At 50.5% G+C, this 17,043-nt stretch carries 18 protein-coding genes; 13 read left to right on the top strand and 5 right to left on the bottom strand.

Annotated elements, in window-relative coordinates:
• Positions 1-352: 352 nt before the first annotated feature.
• On the bottom strand, positions 353-1,567 hold the full coding sequence (locus FYJ73_RS03180) for a peptidoglycan DD-metalloendopeptidase family protein (RefSeq protein WP_154533269.1): 1,215 nt from the start codon (positions 1,565-1,567) through the stop codon (positions 353-355).
• Between the two features lie 76 nt (positions 1,568-1,643).
• Here FYJ73_RS03180 and FYJ73_RS03175 point away from each other — a divergent pair, with 76 nt between their 5' ends.
• From FYJ73_RS03175 to FYJ73_RS03115, 13 genes are all read left to right on the top strand, one after another.
• Positions 1,644-2,411, top strand: coding sequence for a DUF4099 domain-containing protein (locus tag FYJ73_RS03175; RefSeq protein ID WP_154533268.1), 768 nt, complete (start codon positions 1,644-1,646; stop codon positions 2,409-2,411).
• 54 nt (positions 2,412-2,465) lie between these two features.
• The gene (locus FYJ73_RS03170) at positions 2,466-4,262 is read left to right on the top strand and encodes a MutS N-terminal domain-containing protein (protein ID WP_154533267.1); all 1,797 of its coding nucleotides are present in this window, start codon (positions 2,466-2,468) and stop codon (positions 4,260-4,262) included.
• Positions 4,263-4,405: 143 nt separating this feature from the next.
• Positions 4,406-4,636 carry a hypothetical protein gene (locus tag FYJ73_RS03165; protein ID WP_154533266.1) on the top strand — a complete coding sequence of 77 codons (231 nt, stop codon included), beginning with the start codon at positions 4,406-4,408 and terminating at the stop codon, positions 4,634-4,636.
• Positions 4,637-4,754: 118 nt separating this feature from the next.
• A complete protein-coding gene (locus FYJ73_RS03160; protein WP_154533265.1) occupies positions 4,755-6,152 on the top strand; it encodes an ArdC family protein in 1,398 nt (465 codons plus the stop codon).
• A gap of 78 nt (positions 6,153-6,230) precedes the next feature.
• The gene (locus tag FYJ73_RS03155; RefSeq protein ID WP_154533264.1) at positions 6,231-7,457 is read left to right on the top strand and encodes a toprim domain-containing protein; all 1,227 of its coding nucleotides are present in this window, start codon (positions 6,231-6,233) and stop codon (positions 7,455-7,457) included.
• Positions 7,458-7,574: 117 nt separating this feature from the next.
• Positions 7,575-8,285, top strand: coding sequence for a hypothetical protein (locus FYJ73_RS03150; RefSeq protein ID WP_154533263.1), 711 nt, complete (start codon positions 7,575-7,577; stop codon positions 8,283-8,285).
• A gap of 146 nt (positions 8,286-8,431) precedes the next feature.
• The gene (locus FYJ73_RS03145; RefSeq protein WP_154533262.1) at positions 8,432-9,142 is read left to right on the top strand and encodes a hypothetical protein; all 711 of its coding nucleotides are present in this window, start codon (positions 8,432-8,434) and stop codon (positions 9,140-9,142) included.
• Between the two features lie 78 nt (positions 9,143-9,220).
• Positions 9,221-9,514 (top strand): HU family DNA-binding protein, encoded by a 294-nt coding sequence (locus FYJ73_RS03140; RefSeq protein WP_154533261.1) that lies wholly within the window; start codon positions 9,221-9,223, stop codon positions 9,512-9,514.
• Positions 9,515-9,526: 12 nt separating this feature from the next.
• Complete coding sequence (locus FYJ73_RS03135) at positions 9,527-10,024, top strand: hypothetical protein (protein ID WP_235899198.1); 498 nt, start codon at positions 9,527-9,529, stop codon at positions 10,022-10,024.
• Between the two features lie 50 nt (positions 10,025-10,074).
• Entirely contained in the window at positions 10,075-10,992 is a 918-nt protein-coding gene (locus FYJ73_RS03130) for a hypothetical protein (protein WP_154533260.1), read from the top strand.
• A 98-nt stretch (positions 10,993-11,090) separates the two neighbouring features.
• Entirely contained in the window at positions 11,091-11,525 is a 435-nt protein-coding gene (locus FYJ73_RS03125; RefSeq protein ID WP_154533259.1) for a hypothetical protein, read from the top strand.
• Positions 11,526-11,806: 281 nt separating this feature from the next.
• Positions 11,807-12,247 (top strand): hypothetical protein, encoded by a 441-nt coding sequence (locus FYJ73_RS03120; protein WP_154533258.1) that lies wholly within the window; start codon positions 11,807-11,809, stop codon positions 12,245-12,247.
• A 2-nt stretch (positions 12,248-12,249) separates the two neighbouring features.
• Positions 12,250-12,483, top strand: a complete 234-nt coding sequence (locus tag FYJ73_RS03115; protein ID WP_235899197.1) for a hypothetical protein — start codon at positions 12,250-12,252, stop codon at positions 12,481-12,483.
• Between the two features lie 107 nt (positions 12,484-12,590).
• Here FYJ73_RS03115 and FYJ73_RS03110 read toward each other — a convergent pair whose 3' ends face one another.
• The 4 genes from FYJ73_RS03110 to FYJ73_RS03095 form a co-directional block, all read right to left on the bottom strand.
• On the bottom strand, positions 12,591-13,049 hold the full coding sequence (locus FYJ73_RS03110) for a hypothetical protein (protein ID WP_154533257.1): 459 nt from the start codon (positions 13,047-13,049) through the stop codon (positions 12,591-12,593).
• A 293-nt stretch (positions 13,050-13,342) separates the two neighbouring features.
• Positions 13,343-14,293 (bottom strand): hypothetical protein, encoded by a 951-nt coding sequence (locus tag FYJ73_RS03105; RefSeq protein WP_154533256.1) that lies wholly within the window; start codon positions 14,291-14,293, stop codon positions 13,343-13,345.
• A gap of 72 nt (positions 14,294-14,365) precedes the next feature.
• Positions 14,366-14,542, bottom strand: coding sequence for a helix-turn-helix domain-containing protein (locus tag FYJ73_RS03100; protein ID WP_154533255.1), 177 nt, complete (start codon positions 14,540-14,542; stop codon positions 14,366-14,368).
• Positions 14,543-15,050: 508 nt separating this feature from the next.
• Positions 15,051-16,319, bottom strand: a complete 1,269-nt coding sequence (locus tag FYJ73_RS03095; protein ID WP_154533254.1) for a site-specific integrase — start codon at positions 16,317-16,319, stop codon at positions 15,051-15,053.
• Between the last annotated feature and the right edge of the window lie 724 nt (positions 16,320-17,043).

Raw genomic sequence — 17,043 nt, 5'->3', positions numbered from 1 at the left:
TTGGTAACTCTTGTCATGGAGTTTTGGTCACTGCTGTTATGTCCGCCTCGTGGCAGCATAAGATAGTTCCGTGTGACGGTAAAAGACGCGCTCCTTTTCTTTAGGCCGGTATTCCAGGGGAGCTTGGCCCTGCAATGGTTAGTAAACCTTGCGTTGTGATTTTCTGGTGCAAAGATAGTGACTATTCCGCATAATGGCAACACTAGCCTACTGTAAACTGCTGATATATCACCAAATTTGATGAGAAAAGTCTATTTTCCCCAAATAAGCCCCGACTTGCGGAATCGATTAGGATAATAGCAATGTCTCAGTGGGCTTATTGGCTGCAAACACATCTCTCTTTGAGTGATGATTACAGCTGGCTGACGATCTCACGAACCCTTCTGACATAGTCCTTTGAGGTCGAGTAGCCGATGCGTCTCAGGAAGGCATAGTAATTCTCGTTGTCGCGGTGTTTGTACTGCACTTTGTTCTTGTAGGCAATGACGCTCTCTTCCCAATGGTCAAAGACGTAGTAGCCATTCGAGTGCCGGAGTCCGAAGAGGTTGTTGTTCTCGTTGCAGACACGGGAGCGGAAACGGCCGGTTTCGAGGATGGCCTGGGCAAGGACGATCTTCGGGTATTTGATGCCGTGCTTCTTCAAGGCAGCGTAAAGATTCTCTATGGTCAGCTCGTTTGACTTGGTTTTCTCATTATTATATATAGGAGAGTCGTTACCGCTGATGTCCGCCAGTCGGTCGTTAAAGGTCTTTACTTGTTGGTTGAGGGCTTGGATGAACGGCATGGGATCGACGCTGGTCCAACTGTTGTTTGCTGACAGTCGTTGTAGCTGGATGTGGAGATGCGGACCGGTGGAGCGGCCGGTGGAGCCGACAAGCCCGACGACAGCACCTGCCGGTACTTCGCTGCCTTCCCTGGCATAGATTTCACTGAGGTGACCATAAAGGCAGCGGAGGCTGCCGTGGTCGAGGATGACATAGTTGCCGTAGCCGGTGTCGCCGTGGTGCACGGCAGCCACCCTGCCCGGGAGCATGCTATAGACCAAACCGTTTCCGTATCGCAAATCGATGCCGTCATGGAACCGCTGGCACTTGGTAAAGGGGTCTTGACGGTAGCCGTAGTGTGAGGTGATCGTGATGTAATCCAATGGCATACAGATATTTAGGCGCTTTTCAAGAACGCTCAAAAGAAGGCTGTCTGAGGCGCTAAGAAAGGGTAAAACGGTTGTCTTGCGATTGTTCCTTGTTATTTTCCCTGGACTTTTTTCGCCTTTTTCCAGCACTTTTCCCTGAGCGTTGTTGGAGGTTGGCGGTTTGTTTCCTAACTTTGCGGTCAGAAACGAAGGCAAAGGCAGACCGAAGACGGATTTTTTCTTGTTTTTGGTCTCAGTCTCGACCTTGGGATTTGACTTTGTTTCGTGGAGTACGTCACGGACGTAAGGGTCCGTGGAAATGGATAACGTGTCGGCAGCCGGACCGACTTTCTCAACAGTGTAAAACTGTGCCGGTGATTCCAATACATTCATCGAGAACATAAGGACCACAGCGCACGTCAGTGTGTGTTTCATGGTAGTAGTGTGTTAAGTTTGATATGTTTTCACCACAAAATTAGTATAAACCAACTGAATAACCAAACCATCAACTATGAAAACAGAACCAGTACCATTCGACAAATTTGCCAAAATCGGCATCTATCCCAAGGATCTCATGCGCATGCCGAAGGACTTGCGCGACTCTATCTTGAGCGGTGAGCTCTCGCCGCTCATGCGTCTCAACGTGCCCGTGGGTGATAACTCGGCGGTGTCCATCCCCATGAAAATCCAGCTCGTTCACGACAAGGACGGACAGTTGCAACTGCTTACGTATCAGATACATCGTGAGCTTGACAACAACTTGAAACTGAATGACACAGAACTGGAGCGTGTGCGCAAGGGCGATGTCATACAGAAGGAGTTCAAGGAGGGTGACAACCGCAAGATGCGGTACGTGCAGTTGGACAAGGAGACCAACGCGCTGATGTACCGTGACGTGGCGACTGTTAATTTTGAGGAAAAACTTCGGGAAGTGGACAGAATCAAGGACATCGGACTCGGAATTGGGCAAAAGGAAGCACTCGCTTCGGGCAAGCCGGTGGAGCTTGAGGTCGGTGACCAGAAGGTAACCGTGGGCGTGGATCTCCGTGAGCCGGTGGGCTTCAAGGTCATGCAGGGCGACATGGAGGAGTGGAAGCGACAGCAGGCCATCCGTTATGATGACGCGCACGAGGGCTATATGGGGTACGTGCAGACCGACGAGAATCGGTGGGAATACAAGCAGGTGGTGGACAGGCTGCGCCACGAGGAGAGCGTACGGCTGACCGAGAGGGAAAAGGCAGACAGGAAAGAGGACAAGAAGAGAGGGTTGTCACTCTGAAAGGCATTCCTTATTGGTTTTCAACTACAAACCTATGAGACTTAATCTTTTATCATGTCAAACAAACAAGAATGTACGTTCACCTCCTGCGCTCCATACCCCAAAGTCCGTCAGTTGGCGCACGGACTGAAGGACGGTGATTACGCGAGTATCTGCAAGGCTGCGGATATGATGGCTGACGGGATAAGGGAGATGGCAGCAGGACGCAACTGTGTGCTGGTGCCTGTCCCGAACCACCATGGGAGGGCGGTATATACCAAGACGCTCGCCAACGAGATTTCCCGGAGGACGGGCATCCCGACATGGGATATCCTTTCCTGCCGACCGCACATGCCGCTGCACTATGCCAAGAAGAACGACCTCAAGCCGGAGGGCATATACCTGAAACTCAATCTGTACCGAAAAGTGCCGGATCAGCTCACGCCCATCGTCATAGATAATGTGCTGGACACCGGCTATACCGCAGGTGCCGCCATCAAGGCTGTAGGTCATCCCGATACGATGCTCGCCGTCCTCGGACATACGAAGAACCATCTGACAAACAAAAACTTCCAGTTTAACCTAATTCCTACTAACATGGAAAAGAAGATGAAAGAACAACCTTCTGACAAGAAGCAAGTAAAGAACAAGACCGACACACCGTTGGCGGTGTACCAGCGGCTCAAGAGCAAGCACCCAGACGCGCTGATCCTCATGCGTAATGGTGACTTCTACCGCTCACTGAATGAGGATGCGCAAAAACTGTCGGACACGTTACACATTCCGACACAGAAGCCGAAGTTCAAGAAGGACGGGGAGCTGATCGCGGAGTTTCCGCATCATGCGCTCGACGTCTACCTGCCAAGGCTTATCCGGGCGGGCAATCGTGTGGCGATCGCTGACATGCAGGAGCCGAGCAAAAAGCAAACCACCAATCAAACCAAAAACCAAACTCAAACAGATACTATGGAAAAGAAAACAGAAAAGAAGAAAACCAAGACGAAGGAAGCCAAGGTTGAGAAGACCGAGAACAAGGTCGACAAGGCTGAGACTGCTAAAGCTGACAAGACTGCGGTGAGGGCTGAGACCAAGAAGAACGACAAAGCCGTTGAACAGTCCGCTGACAACAAGGTTCACAAGCCGCGCGAGCCGCAGATGGTGACGGTCAACGGTGAGAAGGTGACCCACGGCCATAGCTTCCAAAGCAACCTGGACCCGAACAAGTGGTATTTTACCGCCCGTATCGACGGACAGCAACTCCGTCCGCAGCTCATGAAGCCGGAGGATGCCGTTGCCTATCAGAAGAGGGAGACAACGGTTGAAGGGCTCATGCAAACGTACTATCCCTCTAAGCTGGCCAAGAAGGTTACTCCGGAGGAGTACAAGGCTGACAACAAGCTCTCTGACGGGCGCATCATCGACAAGATGGTGGTCTACAAGGAACACGATGAGCAGCGGCAGGACGTGGGCAAGTACAAGCTCTACACGCAGGTGGGCGAGCAGAAGATGTCACGCACGATGTCGAAGGAGGATCTGAACGCTTACTTCGACCGTGTGACAACGCCTTCCAAGCTCGTGGAGAAGAACTTCGGGGAGCAGCTGCACCTTGCCTCCTTCTACAACCAGTTCAAGCTGGAGGAAGGTGTCAAGGAGGTGCGCATCGCCAAGAGCCAGCAGGGCGACTGGACGGTGTCGGCAAAGCTCGATGACGACAGGATGACCGGCAAGGCGGTGCTCTCATGGCACGACAAGCAGGCGCTCTTCACGCATAATACGGCTACCAAGGAACAACTGGCTGCCCGCTATCTCAACACGGAAATCAAGGAGATGCAGTCGGAGAAGGTCAGTGCGAAGCAGGCGTTCAAGCGATAGAACCAGTTCAACTTTTTGACGTTATTCTCTGTCTGTCAATGAATAATACAAATCATCTGAAGGTTTGGTAAGAGCGATTAGAAAACTCTATCATCAACCTTTAACCATAACTATTAATCATCAACCATTAACACATCACAACTATGCAGAACAATACAATCGAAGAACTCATTCAACTCAAACAGGACGGCAAGATAGGATGGTGCGAGCTCGCACTGCGCAGTGACCACGGCAAAGCCTATCTCCAGTGGTGCGACGACCACGGCATCGAGCCTGATGATAACAACGCTGAGCTCTACCTCGAAGAGACCGAGAGCCGTATCTATGACGACGGCAACGAGTTCGCGGAGGAGTTTGTCGGAGCCGTCATCTAAGACGGTTTCATTGCCTCAGTGATACTGTGAAAGACACATATTTTTATTATGCCCTCAGTGCGAAGGCAGTGCCATCGTACTGAGGGACTACTAACCTAACATAACCAATACTGACACTATGGAAAACAAGGATTCCAAGTCAAGGAAAGGACAGGAATACAAGAGCAGCGGCGACAAGGCCATAGACAGGTTCTGCTCGCTTATGATCGACCGCATGAAGGCGATGAAGGCATCTGACTGGCGGCAGGGATGGACGAACGGGAAAGGTACGATGCTCGGCATGCCGCAGAACCTCAGCGGACGCAACTACTCGGGCACGAACTCGTTCTTCCTCCAAATGGACACGGCGATGAACGCTTACCGCACGCCGGTATACATGACTTTCATGCAGGCGCAGAAAGAGAATCTCCGTATCAAGAAGGGCGCGCAGTCGATGCCGGTCATCTACTGGGACCTTAATATTAAGGACGAGCGGGGCAAGCGGGTCGCCGAGTCGGACTACAGGCAGATGAGCCGCGGCGAGCAGGCGAAGTGCGAGGTCAGACCGTTCCTCCGTGCTTTCTCCGTGTTCAACGTGGATCAGACTAACTTAGAAGAGGTCAACAAGGAGAAGTACGATGCCATTGTGGACCGTTTCAAAGGGCCGCAGCTTCGTGATACGCAGGGCATGTACGAGAACCGTGCTCTCGACCGGATGTTCGAGCGGCAGGAGTGGATATGCCGTGTGCAGACCGACAGGATCGTGGACGGGGCGTTCTACTCTCCGGCACGCGACATTGTCATCGTCCCGAAGAAGGAGCAGTTCAACATCGGCAAGAACGCGGAGGAGATTTTCAAGGACGGCATGGAGTACTATTCTTCGGCACTCCATGAGATGACGCACTCCACAGGCACCCCCAACCGGCTGAACCGTGACAAGGGGGCGAAGTTCGGGGACGAGAAGTATGCCAAGGAGGAGCTGGTGGCGGAGCTCACGGCTGCCATGGTGGGCAATGCCCTGGGATTTGACAAGCGTATTCTCAACAACAACGCTGCCTACATGGACGGATGGATCAACGCCCTGCGTGAGGAACCGAAATTCATCGTATCGGTCATGGCTGACGTGAACAAGGCCTCGAAGATGATCCTTGAGAAGATTGACGAGCAGAAGATTGCTCTCGGTGAGACGCCTATCCTTACAGAGAACCAGCGTAAGGTGGGACTTGACAAGGGGGTTGAAGCTGCCAAGAAGGAGTGGCAGCAGCCGCATGACATCGCGCTCTCAGCGAAGTTCGACAGTGCGTCCATCTTCAAGCGAATGGATGGGGGCTATGCGGTGCGTGCGACCTTCGAGGGGCAGGATCTCGGCATGAAGCCCATCAGCAAGATTACGGGTATCAGATATGAGATGATGCCGGTGGGGGCGCTGAAGGATCAGATGCTGCACGACACGGTAGCGAGAAAGTTCGTCGGGGAAGTGCGTGAGATATGGGAGCAGAAGCAGGAGAATAAGGAAAATAAAGGCTTGAAATTATGAATGTTGTATACTCACATTAAACTTTATTTGTGGGCTGCTTAACTATCAAACCTATAACAAACATAAAACTACAAGCCTATGTCTTACGTATCTTTTCAGGAAATGAAGCCGAGGGTAGGCATCGACGATGTTGCCTTCTCGCTCGGATACAAGCTCAACAGACAGGCGGGTGTGGGACGTTACATCGAACTGATCCTGCCCGACGGAAGGGGTGAGAAGCTCGACACCATCATCATCTCGCATCCGCAGGAGAAGGACCGGCAGCGGTACTTCCACCGCAATTCGGGCAAGCGGGGCGACGTGGTGGATTTCATCGGTGAGAACCTTGGTCGCTTCAACAAGTTCGGACGCAACCAGTGGGAGGTCATCGGCAAGGTGCTGGCGGACTTTGCCAACATGCCGGTAGTGGACAATCACGACCGTGGGTATAGTGGTGGGCTGGGGAGTCTGAACCCGGTGTTCAATCCTAAACGTTACACGGCTCAGCCGCTGGCAAGGAACATGGACTATGCCATGGGGATCTTTGAGGACAGGGGAATCAGCCGTGAGACTGTATCGCTCTTTGAGCGGCATATCGCCATAGTAACGGACCAGAAGAACAGGAACGGTCTGCCGATGATAGGATTTCCTTACCGCGAGCCGGACTTCAATGCGGACTTGGCAGGCTATGAGCTGCGGGGCGACCGTGGATTCAAGGGCAAGGCGGCAGGGACGAACTCGACGACGGCGATGTGGACGGCGGGCATACACTCGGCACTGAACAATCCGCAGATGGTCAGGCATGTCTATTTCTGTGAGTCGGCTTACGATGCCATGTCGTTCTATCAGGCGAACCGGGCGAAGATGGACCTTCCACACTCGGCATTCGTTTCTGTGGGCGGCGCGCTGTCCAACGGACAGGTGTCGGGACTGATGAAGCACTTCTGCATGGCCAAGGCGGTGGACTGTTTTGACAATGACCTTCCGGGGCGGATCTATGGCATGCGTATGGCGGCGCTGCTCGACGGGAAGCGACTCAGCGTCTTTCAGATGGGGGACAACCTCAGGCTGGAGATGGACGGGAAGTCCTTTGACATGCCGGTGGGAAAGGCTTCTGTTGAGGAACTGGGGAAGTTTGTCAAGCTCTCTGACCGCATAGAGGTGATGAAGCCGCCGGTGAACTACAAGGACTGGAACGATGTTGTACGCGACATGCCTTTGGAAGCCCTGCAGCTCAAGACGAAGTTCCAACGGGACGAAAATCTCGCGAGGATAAGGACGGAGCTCAGGGAGCGCAACGAGTGCAAGAGCGGATTTAAGATGTAAATTCCAGTATCTCTGTATATGGGAAAGTATGAACGAGGTCACGGCGCGTCACTTCCGGCACCGACTTTTCAAGTCCGTACCGTCAGTGATGTACGTGGCCATAACAACCGGAGAACCATGAAAAGAAAATTCTTTTGTCTGTTGCTGGCCATGTCCTGTTCCGTCTGCGGCTTCGCACAGCAGACAGACCCGCTCCTGACAGGGGCGGTGACCACACAGACGGAAATGCTGAAGAAGCTCTTCAAGAAGCGCGAGAAGACGCAGGAGGCGATCATCGCAACGGAAGCCGGGGTCACGCTGGCCATGGAGCGGATGCACCATTTGGAGGATAAGATGTTGGGCTATCTGCAGAACGCGCAGGGTGCCATGCAGAATATCTATCAGATCAAGCGTGCCGCGGAACTCGTGAGTATGGAGATACCCCAAAATATGGCGTTGCTCCGCAAGTCGTTGCCGGGCAATCTGAAGGGTACTGCCATTGCCGTGATGGTCTCGGAAGAGCTTGTGGATGCCTCGGCACAGATGCTCTCGCTCTATCCGTTCATGAAGCAGCTAGTGACAAGTGGGTCGTACAACGTTACCAATGCGGACGGCAAGACGGAGAAACACAAGGTCAACTTGCTGAACTCGGCGGAGCGGTACTATGTGGCCAATGAGATTGTCACGCGGCTGGAGAGCATCAACACGGACTTGTGGCTGCTGGCCTGGCAGATCCGGACGCTCTCGTGGAATGACCTGTGGTTCGGACTCGACCCGGACGGATGGGCGACGGTGATGTCGGGCAAGGCGATCGTGGACGGACTCATAATGGATTGGAAATATCTATAGGCTATGTATCGTCAGAAGTGGTCACTTTAAACCGCAAGAAAACTTTATGATTTTAATATAAACAGTTGTATGTCAACTACTAATAAACTTTCATTAATCAATAACTACTAATCATTAATAACCATCAACCATTAACTTTATCAACTATGGAAATCAAGAAATCTATCCGTGGCGTACAGATCACGGACGCTGTCAACAAGGAACTGGAGAACACGGGCAGAAGCCGTGTGCTGACATTCAAGGACAAGAAGGGGAAACAGTACCTCGCTCATATTGAGGTGGAAAGTGACAAGCTGGCGGTGGTGCCGGAGGGCAAGTATCTGGAGCACCGCTGTCCGCACTGTGGAGGGCGTATCAAGATTACCTCAAAGGGGTACTTCTGTGAGCATTACTTTGACAAAGGTGATGCTTGCAAATGGCACTGCAACGGTATCCTCTCGCACCGCTTCATCCTGCCGCATGAGATTGAGGCGTTCCTCGACGGGCATCCGACGGTGCTCGACGGATGTTTCAACTCACAGGGACGGATCTTCTCGGCCGTGCTGGTGGAGAGTGAGGTCTATGGCATGTCGCTATCCTCGGTGGTGGGCAAGTGTCCTGTCTGTGGCGAGGACGTGCTGGTGAGTCCGCTGGCGTTCAACTGTTCCTGTCATGAGAAGCTCGGGGAGCCGTACCACCTTACTTTATGGCGGCATATACGTGGGCATGAGGTGACGCTCGATGAGCTGAAGGAGCTGCTGGAGTATGGTGTCACCAAGAATGAGGTGATGCTAATTGACGACAAGGGATCGCTGTCGAAGGCGTACCTGCGGCTGTCGGATGACCGGAAACGGATCGTGGCGGATTATAACAAGTGAGCATACCATAACAAGTTAAACTAAACGTTGTCTATTTTTTACTATTCTATTGATTATCAACCATTCAAACCATTAACTATGAGTACTGTGAACAAGAAGAAACTGTTGAGAAAGGCGGCTTTTGAGTCGGGGCTTTCTGTCAAGGACGTGGAGAAGGCGGTGGATGCCTTCCTCTGCGCGGTGTCGGACATCCTCCGTGAGGACGGGGAGGTCATCATCCCGGACTTCGGGAAGTTCTACATCTACCGGCGCGGTGAGCGTATATGCCGCAATCCGCAGACGGGGGAGAAGTTCGTTGCGCCGCCGATGAAGAAGGTGAAATTCAAGGCCTTCGGTAACGTGATCAACTACACATTGAAGTACGGACGATAAAGCCTTTGGAAGATGGAGAAGTCATTATTACTAATGATGGGTGCCGCACTGATGGTGTCGTGCGGCAACTCGGGTGAGAAGATGAAGCGGCTGGCAAAGGAGAACCTGGAGCTCAGTGTGGACTATCCCAAGCAGCTGCGTGTGCTGGCGGTGTCGGAGCCGGACTCGGCATTCGGAACGGGCTACTTCACAAAAGATGAGGTGAAGGGGATGCTCAGGACGATGCAGGTGGTGACGGACACGATCATGAAGCGGACGGACAACATGAACCGCTTCAACCCGTCCGACCACTATGTCGTCAGTCTTGCCGAAAGGCAGATGCGGAGCATGGCGGAAATCCGCTCGCTCATCATGAAAGGCGACAGGAATGGGGAGTTCAGCGGATGGAAGGTGAAGATCGACTATGCCTGTGTCGATGCCGCCGGACTGCCGTACCGCTCAGAGCGGTGGTGCTTCATCGACAAGGAGGGCAAGCAGGTGTACAAAGCCTTTGAACTGCCGATACCATGAACAAGGAACAATTCAACTGTGATACAAACCATCTAACACCAAACACTACTATGGAAACATTGAACATGACTTGGGTGAATCTGCTCAGAAAGCAGTACCTCGACATTCTGGACTTCTATGCCGCAAACAAGCAGCTGTTCGATGACAAGGAGCTCATGAAAGCTTATCAGACGCTGCTGTCGGTAACGAGCGTGGAGGAGTTCAAGCAGTGGCGCAAGCTGCTGAAAGACTATGGACTGTCGTTCACGGATGTGGAGGGGATTCCACAAAAAGGTAACCTACTGGGCATTCTCGACGACTATGCCGAGGGTGCCAACGACAAGATCTTGTCTGTCTTCATCAGATGGAAGCTGGGCTTCAACCCGGAAAAGTGGACGGAGACGGAACAGTGGAACCGGGAGCTGGTGGACATTCTGCTCAAGGCGACGCAGCGCGAGGAGGACGTGCATATCGTCATCTTCCCGTGTGGCAAGCCGAATGCCAAGCGCTGGGCGGCCATCGGGCAGGATGCCGACCGGCTCTTCGAGGTCTTTGGTTGGCAGACGGGACACGTGGAGGCTACGACAGGACCGGTGAGTTGGATGTTCATCAACGGCTACGGACTGGATGTACTGCGTCAGAGTGGGTACAGCATTCAGATCCGGGACTTCGGGGAGTTCGACATTCTCTCGACGGCGTTCGAGGAGGACAGTGTCGCGTCGCTGCAGCAGTTCATCGACTACCTGAGGATGATGGGGGAGCTGGCCGATGAGCAGGTGAGGTTTCTGAGGAAGATACGGCCGGTCATCTATCCGCATCCGGGATATTTCGAGCTGACACAGGCGCGTCTTGACTTCGGCAGGAACACTGTCGTTGCCAAGTTTGACAGCGGCGAGGAAGTCACGCTGGCAGAAGGAAAGAACTGGAACCTCAATGGCCTCACGCGTTCTTTGGCAGTGCAAATGGGAGCGGAGCTCGGTGAGGCGTAGCCTTGTAGATTGATTATCAGTATCGCAAGGCAAGTGGCTACAGTAGCATCAAGGCTGCGCTTCGATACTCTTCCGCCACATGCTTTGCGCACAAGTTCTTGAATGCTTCACTTCACTCTTTCGTCCATGGACTGCAAGGGCGAAGCCAAGCTTTTGAAGTGCTTCGCAATGATTGGGAGTACCCGCTACGCAAGGCTTGGAAGTATAAGCTACGCAATGCATGGGAGTACCAACAGTATCGCAAGGCAAGTGGCTACAGTAGCATCAAGGCTGCGCTTCGATGCTCTTCCGCCACATGCTTTGCGCACAAGCCTTGGAATTCTTCACTTCACTCTTTCGTCCATGACTGTAAGGGCGAAGTCAAGCTCTTGATGCGCTGCGCAATGATTGGGAATATCCGCTACGCAATGCATGGGAGTATAAACTACGCAATGCATAGGAGTACCAACAGTATCGCAAGGCAAGTGGCTACAGTAGCATCAAGGCTGCGCTTCGATGTTCTTCCGCCACACGCCTTGCGCACAAGCCTTTGAATGCTTCACTTCGCTCTTTCGTCCATGACTGCAAGGACGAAGTCAAGCTTTTGAAGTGCTTCGCAATGATTGGGAGTACCCGCTACGCAAGGCTTGGAAGTATAAGCTACGCAATGCATGAGACTACCAACAGTATCGCAAGGCAAGTGGCTACAGTGGCATCAAGGCTGCACTTCGATGCCCTTCCGCCACACGCCTTGCGCACAAGCCCTTGAATGCTTCACTTCGATCTTTAGTCCATGGACTGCAAGGGCGAAGTCAAGCTTTTGAAGTGCTTCGCAATGATTTGGACTACCCGCTACGCAAGGCTTGGAAGTATAAGCTATGCAAGGCATGGGAGTACCAACAGTATCGCAAGGCAAGTAGCTACAGTAGCATCAAGGCTGCGCTTCGATGCCTCTTCCGCCACATGCTTTGCGTACAAGCCTTCGAATGCTTCACTTCGCTCTTTCGTCGGTGGACTGCAAGGGCGAAGTCAAGCTTTTGAAGTGCTTCGCAATGATTGGGAATATCCGCCACGCAATGCATGGGAGTACCAACAGTATCGCAAGGCAAGTGGCTACAGTAGCATCAAGGCTGCGCTTCGATGCTCTTCCGCCACATACCTTGCGAACAAGCCCTTGGATGCTTCACTTCGCTCTTTCGTCCATGACTGCAAGGACGAAGTCAAGCTCTTGACGCGCTACGCAATTATTGGAAATATCAGATATATAATAATATGAGTATGAAATACAATAACTCCGAAATGTCGGGGAAATATCGTACCTTTGTGCCCGATATGGAGACGAAGATTGAGACTACGAATACTGGCGGCAAGGTACTTGCCTATGATAGTGACGAACTTGTTGGCCGACTGGATTTCTCCTTCAAGGGAAATGTATTGAGCATTGACCACACGTATGCCTACAAGGAAGGGATGGGTGTGGGGAGTCTGCTTGTCAGTGCTGTCAACGACTAGGCCATCAACAGGGGACTCCGCGTCCTTCCCGTCTGCTCATTCGCCGTTGTCTGGTACCAGAGGCATCCGCAGTTTCAGGATATTCTTGACAGGAAGGACTGATAAAGTCAGTTATCGTCTTTGGGTAAGTCCATATCCGCAGTCGCATCAAACATGGCGTTTTGTAAGTCCTGCTCATTCATTATTCCTACCCAGTCCATGAAATTGTCGTCAAGAACATTATCGATAAGCTCATCCGGCGGACAAATCCAGTAGTCATCAAGGTTGTAAGGGAGTTTCTGAGACAACTGGTATGTATAAATGCCCAAGTCCGTCATAGGATGGGCAGCTGCATAGTCCTGCATCTCCTTTGAAGTGCACATATACAAGTATTGAAGCAATATATCACAGTCATCCTCGTAGGAGTCTTCATCGAAGCCTTCGAATTCCTCAAATTCGACATCACGGCCACGTTCCTTGTAGAAACGGCGTAACATCAGCATTTCTTCGGCTGTGAAGTGCAGGTTCATATCATCCGGAATGATGGCTTCCGGCACATTCTCGTTCTCAGGATCTAAGCGTTCCAATGTAAAATGATACGGCTTTTTATGGATTTCTTTGAAGTCTATCATATTGAATAAATTTGTTTAGGTGCAAAAGTAACGAAAATATTCATATTCCCCAAAAAATTACTGGGCAATAATAGGGGTCAATAGCAAAAAGCAATATTCCGTATTTGTTCTCCAGCAATAGATATTTCAATATGTCCAAGGGCTTTCACAAGTCCTTGGACAATAAATAAATCGCGCGATAGACACAAGTATTAACCAAAATTATGTATTGTCTAATGATAACATGAACAACTCAATGGCGTTAATCATCAGGCGGTTTTCTTCCATTTGACTAACTGCTTAATTACAATCGTTGGGACCTTAGTCCTTACGGTCTCGCTTAGTGAGTGGAATGGGAAGAACTCCTCCGACTTATTACGGATAAACCGTCTCCCGACTTCACGAGCCAAATACCTATAGAGGTTGTTTCCCCGAATGTCATCAGTGAAGTAGCACTGAATGGCTTCCACACCCTTGTTCTTCTTGAAGAAACTTATCACGTCCTCTATATTATCCTCTCCATTGAGGATGATTGCCGTAGAGATGCCCATCATCTGCCAGCTTCTGCGTGAATCCAGTTCGACATAGGCCAGATAGTCCATCATATTCTCGAACACCTTGTAGTACAGAGTCTTGCACTTGGCTGGGATAATAGAGATACCGGTGTTTAAAAAAGGACGTATTTCCTTGCCATCGAACACGGTCATACATCCATTGTCTGTAGGGAGGGCAAGAAGATGGCGTTCCTTGCTTCCCTGCGACGAAGACAAAACAAGTTCTCTCAGCTTTGCCAGCTCCGCAGCCTTCATGGATATTCCATGACGGGCGAGAACGGCGATGCTGTCCTTGTCACCGATTGTCAGGTTGATTCGGTCAAACCGGCTTATATCGATGGGATTGTCACTACAAGTTATTCTGTAGTCAAAACACATCAGATCCTTGTATAGGGAATTGAGCAGGCAGGTCTCAGCTGTGCAGTTGTCGGTAGGGGAAAGGTGGAGATAGTCCATATAGCGCAACAGGTCCGTTGTGCGGCCGCGCTTGTTGTCCTTGGAAAGCCACGTATTGTTAACTGTGTTGACCGTAAAGGCGTAGACCTTGCCGGCACTGTTGATGACTCTGTAATATTTCGTTTCACCCTCCTGCCTGATACAGGGGTAGCCAAGTGCGGTCATCAGTAGGTCGGGGCTGCACTCAGCGTTGAATTTCACTTCGTTCATCCCATCCATTCTTGACAGGAAAAATTCATTGATTCCTTTCATTTTTGTCTGCATATTGTCTGTTATTATTGCTTATACACTTTTTATCGTCTCAAACAGCTCTGACTCCAGAACATACCAGCTCCTTCCGACTTTACGTCCGGGCAACTGGCCGTTACACATTCGCTTACGGATTGTACTCTGCTCACGGTGGAAGAGTTCTGCTACATCCTTGATGGTAAGAATTTTGTCGCTAACTTTCATGTTCATATGGCTTTCTCATTTTTCTGCGAAGTTAATAATAAAATTCTGTCTATCCAAACATTAGGGAAAAACGGGATAAATAGGGATAAATCGGGAAATCGACGATGCTTCTTATATGATAATGTAATGGGAAAATGACCCTTCCGCCATTGGTTCGTTAGCGCCGATACTGTTATTTTGAGAGAAGGGTTGGCAATCTTTAGAACCACGAATATGATAACGCTTATGCGAGAAACAGAACAAAAAATATTGGACGAACCATAAAAGGCGAAAAGACTGAAGGCTTTTGGGTTCCTCCAGTCTCTTCTATTGATCGAATCTGAGCTAACTTACTGTCCTGTGCCCTGTAGGCTTCATACCTGTTGAACGTTTCAACGACTCCTAAAGAGTGAGATGCCTCAATGGTATTTGCCGGCACATCTTATTTTTCCGCAAAGTTAATGATCTATCCTCAATTCTGCAAACTTCAGGGAAAATCGGGATAAATAGGGATAAATAGGGAAGTCTGAAGGCTTTATGCCTTCGCAGCCTTGTCTGATTCCAGGTTATCCTCGAACAGCCCGTTTTCGGCTGACTTGTTGAACTTGCCCATCTGCCCGGCCAGTCCTTCCATGTCGTGCTCTATCTTCTTGTCGGTCACCTTTGCATAAATTTGTGTGGTCCGGATGTTCGTGTGGCCCAACATCTTGGAGACTGACTCGATAGGCACTCCCTTGCTCAATGCCATCGTAGCGAAGGTGTGGCGGGCGATATGGCAGGTCAGGTTCTTGTCTATGTTGCAGATAGCGGCGATTTCCTTCAGGTACGCGTTCATCTTCTGATTGGAGATGATGGGAAACAGAAACTCCTTTCTGCGCTTGTCATCAGTATACTTGAGGATTAGTCGCTTGGGGATGTCCAGCAGAACTACATTTATAAGTGTGCCTGTCTTAATACGACGGCCCTTGATCCACTCGACGCCGTTGAGCGTCACGATGTTCTCACCCTTCAGATTGGCCAGGTCGATATAGGCAAGGCCGGTGAAGCAGGAGAACACGAAAAGGTCACGGATGAGGGAAAGACGCTTGTTCTCAATCTCCTTGTTCATGAGCCGGTTGAGCTCGTCATCCTCAAGATAGCCACGGTCAACAGCCTTGAGGTGGAAGCGGATGTTGGCGAACGGGTTGTTGGTCGTCAGGCCGTTGCGAAGGCCGAAGAGGATGACAGACTTGAAGGTCTTAAGAGTCTTGGTGGCAGTGTTGGCACTCTGACCGATCTCCGTACGCAGATAAAGCTCGAAGTCGTGGATGACAAAAGGCGTGACCTCTGTGAGGCGGAGGTCCTTACGGCGGTATTTCTTCATAATCATCTCAGCGAAGCGCTTGCGGACAAGCTCATACTTCTGGTAAGAGGTGGTGCTCAGTCCGTAGCCCACCTGCTTCTTGACATCCTCATTGTGGGTCTCGAAGAGCTCCATTATCGTATCCGTGGAGACGGTCTTGCCCAGAAAATCCTGCTTGATACGGTCGAGGCTCAACTCATCGGTATTCTCGTACTTATTATATATAGAGAGTACGAGGTCCTCCAGATTGGAAAGCTGGAGATTTGTTGACAGGGCTTCCGTGGTCCTGCCCTTGACACGAGACTTGGAGCTGTTCCAAGCCTTCGGATCTACACCGATGCCGGTGCTGCCGAAATTTGCACGCTCGCCGTTGAGAGAACAGCGGAGCATCACCATTGACTTCCCGTCCTTGTTGACGTGGTTGCTTCTAAGATAGAAGGCTGCCTTGAAATTTGATTTCATAAAAACTACTTTTTTACTGCAGGTCCAAAAACCATGCTCTAAGTTAAAAACTTTAAGATAAAGCATACATCCGTGTAGCCACGTTTCTTTGATGCTGTTATTGGGCTGCAAAGTTAAACTTAAATTGTTGTAAAACAGAGTTTTCAGATAATCATTGCGTAATCATTGCGTACTCTTGGCTACACAGTTTTCTCGAGTCTTGAGAGGTGTAGCCGAAATGTAGCCAAAAAATGAGTATCTCGTGACGTCGGTCGGTATCTTCAAGTAACCCGATTTTTCCAACCTTCAGAAACGAAAATTGCCGTAACTCATTGAGTTTACGGCAATTAACTGAATTCCTTAAAATTCCTTCGTGATAACTTGGTGATTATCAAAAAAGGGTTTCGCGGAGAGAGAGGCTCTGCGACCTCATCCGCTAAATTCCTTTATAATAAGTAGTTATCTAATCACTCAAAAGCCGTGTACCGTATGTGTAGCCATTTTTTGACCCTTTCGTGAACCCCTAAGGGAGACAAGATGACCACACAGAGACCATGTACCAGTCATGAGATGAATTCTCAAATTCTCGGGTTCAAAGTTAGCAAAAAATGAACTATCTACCAAATATTTGGGCTACAATCTTTTAAAAAACTTTTTGGCTACACGATAGTGCGGTGTGCGAGGTCGTATATATAGGAGACCTTGCACACCGCACTATCGTGTTTGCCAACTGCGGACATGTATT

The sequence above is a fragment of the Hallella mizrahii genome (assembly GCF_009695775.1).
Classification (GTDB): Bacteria; Bacteroidota; Bacteroidia; order Bacteroidales; family Bacteroidaceae; genus Prevotella; species Prevotella mizrahii.
The sequence above is the reverse complement of the archived record's forward strand: the minus strand, read 5'-3'. Positions and strand labels throughout refer to the sequence as shown.